The following is a 7632-nucleotide window of genomic DNA, read 5'->3' on the forward strand; positions in this document are numbered from 1 at the left end:
CGTAGCGGAGGGCGATACCGCCCCTTGGAAGTTATCCGCGTAGCGGAGGGCGATACCGCCCCTTGGAAGGGAGACGCTTTCTTCGCCGACCGACAGTGAAGGGCCATCGGCCCCCGGCTAGCGCCGGTACTCAAGGGAGGTGTGTGCTCTAGGATTCAAAAAGACAGCCTCTGGTGTTTTTGGTTTTGTAAACTGTCTTTTTGAATCCGGTATGACTATGCAGGGATGAGAAATGAGAAGCCCCGCCATTGAAGGCGGGGATTTCAAAAACACGTCGGATAGGGTTTACAGGGTCTCGAGCTGAGCCCGCAGGGCCTGCACCCGCTCGCGCAAGGGTGTGGCCTGGGGGTTTTCTTGCTCGTATTGCATGATGGCCCTGGGGTGAATGTGGTGCTCGTCGGGGTTGCCAAACAGCGAGTTGAGCAGCTCAAATTCTTCCTGCGAGCGCAGCGAGGCGTCCTCGCGGAACATGTTCAGATACGTCCAGGTGAACTGTGGCTCACTTACAGCTCCACTCAGGTAAGCGTCCAGCAGGCGCTTGTAGGGCTCGAGGTTGCTCGTGCCACCTTCCTGCGGTTTTTCTACCTTCACATCGGGCAGGTGTTGGCTGAAGAGGGGCTCGAGGTTTTCCAGGGTAATGTCCCAGTTATTTAGCTCAAAGAGCGGCTGGCCATTGCGGAAAAGAATAATCTGGGGTGAGTGGTGCACAATGCCGGTGCGCTCGGCCACCCGATTGGAGGCCGGGCGGTGCTCCACCACCTTGATAATGCCCACCGGAATTTCGGGTCGTTCCCGCAGTATTTTTTCCACGTTGCCCCAGCCCTGCATGGTTTTGTGGCAGGTGCCAGCTTTGAAGATGGCCGTAACAGGCTGGCTTTCGATAAAGATATCGGCTTCTTCGGGGGTGGTAATGGCATACATGCGCTCTCTCATGGCTCTGAGTCTAGCCGCAGGGGCTCTAAGCAAACGTTAGCCGGGACACTTCCCCTTGAATCCGGTCTAACCTGCCATACTTTTTTTGTAAGCGCTTACGGTACCCGCTCAACGCAACTCGATGGACTCGTCGCTTTCGCCAGGAACCAGCGGTCGGCCTTCCAGCGCCGTCGAGAGCACAATCGTCGAGGTGATACGGGCGATGCCTGGCACGGCCTTAATACGGTAAATAAGAGCTTCCAGGGCTTTGGTATCGCTGGTGCGCACCTTGAGCAACAGATCGTTTTCTCCTGCGATGCTGTGCACCTCCTCGATCTGGTGGAATTGCTCGAGGCCAGGCTGGATTTCCCGTCCGGTGAAGTTGTTATCCAGCCGAATGGCCACAAAGGCCGTTAGTTTGAGGCCCAGGGCTTCGGGGTCTACCTGAATTTTGTACGCCCGGATGACGCCTTTGCGCTCGAGTTTTTTTACCCGGTCGTGTACGGCTGCCGGAGAAAGCCCTACCCGGCTGCCCATTTCGGCATAGGAAAGCCGGCTTTCTTGCTGTAGCTCGAGCAAAATCGCCTTGTCGCGAGCATCTAACTGAATCATATTCGGTATGATAACAAAATATCAAACTATGTATGGACAAAAGTGCTATAAAGTGTATATCATTGGGTTATTCCCCGCTCGGGGAATACCTCCAGACCCTCAGCCTGAGCCGACGCCTGTCATCCTCCGCAGGCCAGCTTTAGCCAATCCCGTCCCGGCTCAGGTTGAGCTTTTCTGGGTTTGTGCCCTAATGAGGCCGGCCATGTCCAGAACCGCCTTACTGCTTATAGACATCCAACAAGGGCTCGACGATACCGCCTACTTTGGCCCTCGCAACAACCCTTTGTTCGAACGCAACGTGGCCGCCTTGCTGGAGAAGTTTCGGCAGGCCGGTGCGCCGGTTCTTCACGTCCAGCACCACTCGCTTCGCCCTACCTCGCCGCTGCGCCCCGGTCAGCCCGGACACGACTTCAAGCCCGAGGCCCGCCCCCTGGAAGGGGAGCCGGTCTTCGCCAAGACCGTCAACAGCGCTTTTATAGGCACCGACCTCGAGGCCTACCTGCACCGGGAGGGCATCGCCCGCCTGGTGGTGGCGGGCCTGACCACCGACCACTGCGTCTCCACCACCGTGCGCATGGCCGGCAACCTGGGCTTCGAGGTGTGGCTGGTGGGAGATGCCTGCGCTACCTTTGCCAAGCAAAGCCCCGAGGGCATGATTCCGGCCGACGAGGTGCACCGGGTGCATCTGGCCAGCCTGGAGGGAGAGTTCTGCACGGTGGTCAGCACCCAGGAAGCCCTGGAAAGAGATGGGGCTTAATGGTGCAGCCAAGCCTGGCCCGTCCCCACAACCCACTCTTGGTGCTGCTGTCGTTGCTGGCTTTGTACTTTATATGGGGCTCGACCTACCTGGCTATCCACTACGCCGTACAGGGGTTTCCTCCATTTCTGGGTAGTGCGATTCGCTTCCTGTTGGCGGGTGGAACGCTGTATGTGTTTTTGCGTGGGCGGGGGATGCCCACGCCCACACCTGCGGAGTGGGGGGGTGCAGCTCGGGTGGGCATTCTGCTGATGGGGGGTGGTATGGGCGGGGTGATGCTGGCTTCCTCTCTGGGGGTGGCCTCGAGCCTCACCGCCATCTTTCCCGCCGCAACTCCCCTGCTGGTGGTGCTGTTCTCGGGTTTGTGGGGTCGCTGGCCGCACCGCACGGAGTGGGTGGGTCTGTTGGTGGGGTTTGCGGGGGTGGTGTTGCTCTCGCTCGAGGGCTCCCTGCGCTCCAACCCGGTGGCCACACTCATTCTGGCCTGTGCGCCCCTGTGCTGGGCCTTTGGCACGGCCTGGAGCCGCCACCTTCCTCTGCCCAGCGGGCTGATGACCTCGGCTACCCAGATGCTTAGCGGCGGGCTTTTTCTGCTGGGTCTGAGCCTGGTGATGGGCGAGCGCATGATCCAGATGCCCGGCCTGGGCGCCATCCTGGCGCTGCTGTACCTCACGGTGTTCGGTTCCCTGGTTGCTTACAGCGCTTTCACTTACCTGCTCGATACCGTGCGCCCTGCCCTGGCTACCAGCTACGCCTATGTGAACCCGGTGGTGGCGGTGCTGTTGGGGGTCTTCATTGCCCACGAAAAGCTGGACATCTACACCTTTATCGCCCTGCCCATCATTTTGCTGGGGGTGGCGCTGGTCGCGGTGGTGCGGAAGTGAGTACAATCCGGCATGGCTTTCGACCTGACCCCCCACCCCATCGTTCAGGCCCCCATGGCGGGAGGGGCCACCACGCCCGAGCTGGTGGCTGCTGTTTCCAACGTGGGCGGTCTGGGCTCGTTGGCGGGGGTGATGCTCTCGCCGGAGCGACTACGCGAGGAAATTCGCACTATTCGCACCCTGACCGATAGGCCCTTCAATGTCAACCTGTTCGTGCTGAAGCCAGTAGAGGTTTCGCAAGCCGAGTTGCAAACCGCTTTAGAACGCCTGCAACCCATCCGGGCCGAGTTGGGCCTGCCGCCGGGGAAGCCGCCTGCGAAGTTCAGCGAGGACTTCGAGGGCCAGTTGGAGGTGCTGATTGAGGAAAAACCCCCGGTGGTGAGCTTTCACTTTGATCTCTTGTCCGCCCCCCAGGTCGAGCGCCTGCACCAGGCGGGTTGCAAGGTTATCGGCACCGCCACCAATGTAGCCGAAGCCCTGGCCTGGCAAGAAGCCGGGGCCGATTACATCTGCGCTCAGGGGGCCGAAGCCGGGGGCCACCGGGGTACCTTTATCGGGCCGTTTGAGCACGCCATGACCGGTATCCTGGCCCTGGTGCCACAGGTGGTGGAAGCAGTGAAAGTTCCCGTTATTGCCGCCGGGGGCATCATGGATGGGCGGGGCATTGCGGCGGCGCTGCTTTTGGGGGCCAGCGCTGTACAAATGGGGACGGCCTTCCTGACTTGCCTCGAGGCAGGCATCCACCCCCTCTACAAGCAAGCCCTGCTGCAGACCCAGGGCGACCCTACCGTGGTCACCCGCACCTTTTCCGGACGGCCCGCAAGGGGCCTGCGCAATGCCTTTATAGAGCGGATGCACTCCTACGAAGCCCTGGTGCCGCCCTATCCCATCCAGAACGCCCTGACCGCCGAAATTCGCCAGGCGGCGGCTAAAGCGGGCCGCGCCGAGTTCATGTCGCTTTGGGCCGGGCAGGCGGCCAGCCTATGCCGACAACTACCCGCCGCTGAGTTGGTGCAAACGCTGGTGCAGGAGACCCAGGAAGCTTTGCGAAAGTTACAGGGAGCCCGGCATGAATAGGCTCTTCTATGGCTGGATTGTGGTGGGGGTGGCGGTGGTGGCGACCCTGATTGCCGCCGGCAACCGCTCGGTGCCGGGGGCCCTGATTCAGCCCCTGCACGAGGGCACCGGCTGGGCCATTCAGAGTATTTCCTTCGCTACGGCCATCGGACTGGTGCTCTTTGGTCTGGGGGCGCCCTTAAGCGGCTACCTGATGGATCGCCTGGGCCCCCGGCGCATCACCCTCTTTGGCCTGGGCCTGATGGCCCTGAGCATGGCCTTAAGCGCCCTCATGACCCAGGCCTGGCAGCTCAACCTGGTCTGGGGGCTCTTAAGCGGGGTGGCCACCGGGGTGGTGGGTGGGGTGTTGGGCGCGACTGTGGCCAACCGCTGGTTTATTCGGCACCGGGGTCTGGTGACGGGCATCTTTGGGGCGGCCACCTCGGCGGGCCAGCTTATCTTCATCCCGGCGCTGGTCTTCTGGGCCAGCGGGCTGGGCTGGCGCGAGGCCAGCTGGATTATGGCGGCGGTATCGCTATTGGCCCTTCTGCCGGTGTGGCTCTTCATGAAAGACAGCCCCGCCGAAATGGGGCTGCAGGCCCTGGGAGCGGCCCCCGGTTCGGCGCCTATGAAGATTACCGCCAACCCCGGCATCATGGGCCGGGCCCTGCGCTCGCCCACCTTCTGGCTGCTGGCCACCACCTTCTTCATCTGCGGGGCTACTTCCAACGGTCTGGTGGGGGTGCACTTTATCCCCTACGCGGTTTCGTGTGGCCTAACCCCCACTACCGCTTCCGGCATTCTGGCGGTCATGGGGGCGCTCAATTTTGTGGGCACCCTGGCCTCGGGCTACCTGACCGACCGCTATGACCCCCGGGTGCTGCTCAGTCTTTACTACGGTTTCCGGGGCCTTTCGCTTCTGTTTTTGCCCTTTGCCACCACCCCCGAGACCCTGCTTGTTTTCGCGGTGGTGTTTGGCCTGGACTACATCGCCACCGTGCCCCCCACCGTGGCCCTGGTGGCCGACAACTTCGGACGGCAGAATGTGGGTACGGTGTATGGCTGGGTATTTGCTGCACACCAGCTAGGAGCTGCCGCCGCCGCCTGGGCCGGAGGGGCCGCCCGCGACGCCTTGGGCGAGTACAACCTGGCTTTCTTACTCGCTGGGGCTATTGGGATTGCGGCAGCGATGCTCTCGTTGGGTATTCGCCGCCCTCCCAAGCTGGCGGTGGCCCAGGATTAAAAAAATCTGTCGGGGCTTTTTTCCCTCTCGGGCCAGCCCACCGTTAGGATGTCTGGCTCGGTGGGCCGTGTCCTATTCCCATTGCCAGCCAGGGTGCTCAATAAGAACATGCGGGAGTACAGGAGTTCGGTAGTCCTGATGGCGCTGCTGCTGCTTCTGGGTGCAATGCCCATGGTATTGCTGGCCGCTTCTGCCTGGCGTCCCGACCCGGTGACTGCCTCCAGGGCCCTGGGCCAGGAGCGAATCAGCCTCAGGGCACCCCATGCCCAGCCGGTGGCCCTGACCGTGGAGATAGTGGACATGGCCGCACAGCCCGAAAAAGCGCGGCGACTGCGGGGGATGGTACTCGAGAACGGTGGGCTCATGTGGTTGCATCCGCAGGTTACCGACCAGCCCCTCGAGGCCCACGCATACACCGCCCCGGTCTCGGTGGCCTTCTTCGACCGCAACGGGGTGATCCTGCAGGTGCTCGACCTAAAGCCTTGTAGCGCCCGATGCCCCAGCTACTTCCCCAAGGTGGCTTACCGGGGGCGGCTAGAGGTGGCTTGGGGCTGGTTTGCCCAACAGGGCATCGGCGTGGGTAGCCAGATTGAAGGGCCCTCCATCCAGGTGCTCAAAGCCCGGTCAGATTAGCAAAGCTGGGGGCTACTTCCGCTCGCGCACCCGCATGGGCAGCCCCCCGTGAGCGCAGAGGGTGAAGTTGGGCTCAGGGCGGATGGGGGCGGGGCGGGCGAGCTCGAGGTCGAACTTTTGCAGTACAGTGGCCACAATTATCTTGTACTCCACCGTGGCAAAACCCTGACCCGTACACACCCGAGGCCCCAGGCTGAAGGGGAAATAGGCCCCCTTGGGCAGCGATTTTTCGAACTCGGGGGTCCAGCGCTCGGGCCGGAAATGGTCGGGCTGCTCGAAGAAGCGGGGGTCGCGATGGGCGGCCCACTGGCTCATCACCATCTGGGTCCTGGGGGGTAACTTGAGGCCGCCGAGCTCGAGCGCCTCCACGCTCTCACGCCCGATAATCCAGACCGGCGGATACAGCCGCAGGCTTTCCTTGAAGACCTGATCCAGATAGGGGAGACGTTGCACCTCTTCAAAGCCCGGCAGCTTGCCCAGGCTGTCCACCTCGGCCCTTAGCCTGGCCTTCACCTCTGGATGCTGGTCGAGCAGGTACCACGTCCAGATCAGGGCGTTGGCGGTGGTCTCGAGGCCTGCCGTGATTACCGTGAGCACCTCGTCGCGCAGCTGCCGGTCGGAAAGCTCTACGTCGGGCTGGTTCTGGGCCTCCAGGAGCATGGAGAGCAAATCGTCGCCCAGGTCGCCGCGCTCCCGTCGGTGGGTGATGTGCCGGCTGACCATCTCGTTCAGGGCCCGCACCACCCGGATGCCGTCGCGGTTCATGGCGGGGTGCCAGTCGGGCAGGTTGAGCCAGCCGTAGACCATCTGCCCCACCACCTTCTGCCCCAGCATGATGGCCCGGTGCATGATCTCACGGTCTTCGCCGGCCTCCACATCGAACATGCACTTGGCCACTACCCGCAACGTGAGGGCGTTCATGTCCTCGTCAATGTGCCGAATTTCGCTGTTCTGCCAGTGCGCGAGCATCTCCAGGGTAAACTGGCGCATTACCTCGGCGTAGCCCTGCAGGCGCTTGTAGTGGAAGGCCGGGCGCATCAGTCGGCTCTGCTGCTTCCAGAACTCGCCCTCGGAAAGCAAAATGCCGTTGCCCATGCCCCCGGCAAAGGCGCGGGTCAGGTCGGATTTGTGGAATTGCTCGGCCCGCTCGATGAGCACTTCGCGGATCAGGTCGGGGTGGTTGAGAAACACAATCTCCTTGCCCGAGGCAAAGCGGAAGGTGGTGATGTCGGGGCTGGTGCGGGAGAGGTGGATGAAGAATTGCAGTGGGTCCTGGCGTAGCTCGAGCTCGGTGGGGTCGAGGGTCATACCTCGAAAAGTTTACTGCCTTGCTAGGGGGGAGAAGAAAGCTTCTTCTCATACCAGATTCGGTTAGTTCGTCACCAAATGGTGACGAACTAACCCGACCGAAGTTATCCGCGTAGCGGAGGGCGATACCGCCCCTTGGAAGTTATCCGCGTAGCGGAGGGCGATACCGCCCCTTGGAAGGGAGACGCTTTCTTCGCCGACCGACAGTGAAGGGCCATCGGCCCCCG

The 7632-nt window shown here is 62.1% G+C and carries 8 protein-coding genes; 5 read left to right on the forward strand and 3 right to left on the reverse strand.

Features of this window, described 5'->3' with window-relative positions; translation table 11 throughout:
- Positions 1 to 285 precede the first annotated feature (285 nt).
- On the reverse strand, positions 286 to 933 hold the full coding sequence (locus Mhypo_RS16605; RefSeq protein ID WP_240637306.1) for a monothiol bacilliredoxin BrxC family protein: 648 nt from the start codon (positions 931 to 933) through the stop codon (positions 286 to 288).
- A 108-nt stretch (positions 934 to 1041) separates the two neighbouring features.
- Positions 1042 to 1524, reverse strand: a complete 483-nt coding sequence (locus Mhypo_RS16610) for an Lrp/AsnC family transcriptional regulator (protein WP_119342363.1) — start codon at positions 1522 to 1524, stop codon at positions 1042 to 1044.
- Positions 1525 to 1726: 202 nt separating this feature from the next.
- Here Mhypo_RS16610 and Mhypo_RS16615 point away from each other — a divergent pair, with 202 nt between their 5' ends.
- From Mhypo_RS16615 to Mhypo_RS16635, 5 genes are all read left to right on the forward strand, one after another.
- Positions 1727 to 2281, forward strand: coding sequence for a cysteine hydrolase family protein (locus Mhypo_RS16615; RefSeq protein WP_119342364.1), 555 nt, complete (start codon positions 1727 to 1729; stop codon positions 2279 to 2281).
- A complete protein-coding gene (yedA, locus tag Mhypo_RS16620; protein WP_119342365.1) occupies positions 2281 to 3165 on the forward strand; it encodes a drug/metabolite exporter YedA in 885 nt (294 codons plus the stop codon). The genes Mhypo_RS16615 and yedA overlap by 1 nt, the downstream gene beginning before the upstream one ends.
- A 12-nt stretch (positions 3166 to 3177) precedes the next feature.
- Complete coding sequence (locus tag Mhypo_RS16625) at positions 3178 to 4242, forward strand: NAD(P)H-dependent flavin oxidoreductase (protein WP_119342366.1); 1065 nt, start codon at positions 3178 to 3180, stop codon at positions 4240 to 4242.
- A complete protein-coding gene (locus Mhypo_RS16630) occupies positions 4235 to 5464 on the forward strand; it encodes an MFS transporter (protein ID WP_119342367.1) in 1230 nt (409 codons plus the stop codon). The genes Mhypo_RS16625 and Mhypo_RS16630 overlap by 8 nt, the downstream gene beginning before the upstream one ends.
- 138 nt (positions 5465 to 5602) lie before the next feature.
- Positions 5603 to 6097: a DUF192 domain-containing protein gene (locus tag Mhypo_RS16635; RefSeq protein WP_170148342.1), complete on the forward strand. Its 495-nt coding sequence runs from the start codon at positions 5603 to 5605 to the stop codon at positions 6095 to 6097.
- Between the two features lie 12 nt (positions 6098 to 6109).
- Here the strand turns inward: Mhypo_RS16635 and Mhypo_RS16640 are convergent, their stop codons facing one another.
- A complete protein-coding gene (locus Mhypo_RS16640) occupies positions 6110 to 7405 on the reverse strand; it encodes a cytochrome P450 (protein WP_119342369.1) in 1296 nt (431 codons plus the stop codon).
- Between the last annotated feature and the right edge of the window lie 227 nt (positions 7406 to 7632).

The sequence above is a fragment of the Meiothermus hypogaeus genome, from assembly GCF_003574035.1.
Classification (GTDB): Bacteria; Deinococcota; Deinococci; order Deinococcales; family Thermaceae; genus Meiothermus; species Meiothermus hypogaeus.

What these genes read in the sequence shown, in the direction of transcription:
- Mhypo_RS16625 (WP_119342366.1), top strand. Translation starts at nt 3,178, where the DNA reads ATGGCTTTCGACCTGACCCCCCACCCCATCGTTCAGGCCCCCATGGCG.
- Mhypo_RS16610 (WP_119342363.1), bottom strand. Translation starts at nt 1,524, where the DNA reads ATGATTCAGTTAGATGCTCGCGACAAGGCGATTTTGCTCGAGCTACAG.
- Mhypo_RS16615 (WP_119342364.1), top strand. Translation starts at nt 1,727, where the DNA reads ATGTCCAGAACCGCCTTACTGCTTATAGACATCCAACAAGGGCTCGAC.
- Mhypo_RS16640 (WP_119342369.1), bottom strand. Translation starts at nt 7,405, where the DNA reads ATGACCCTCGACCCCACCGAGCTCGAGCTACGCCAGGACCCACTGCAA.
- Mhypo_RS16630 (WP_119342367.1), top strand. Translation starts at nt 4,235, where the DNA reads ATGAATAGGCTCTTCTATGGCTGGATTGTGGTGGGGGTGGCGGTGGTG.
- Mhypo_RS16605 (WP_240637306.1), bottom strand. Translation starts at nt 933, where the DNA reads ATGAGAGAGCGCATGTATGCCATTACCACCCCCGAAGAAGCCGATATC.
- Mhypo_RS16635 (WP_170148342.1), top strand. Translation starts at nt 5,603, where the DNA reads ATGGCGCTGCTGCTGCTTCTGGGTGCAATGCCCATGGTATTGCTGGCC.
- yedA (WP_119342365.1), top strand. Translation starts at nt 2,281, where the DNA reads ATGGTGCAGCCAAGCCTGGCCCGTCCCCACAACCCACTCTTGGTGCTG.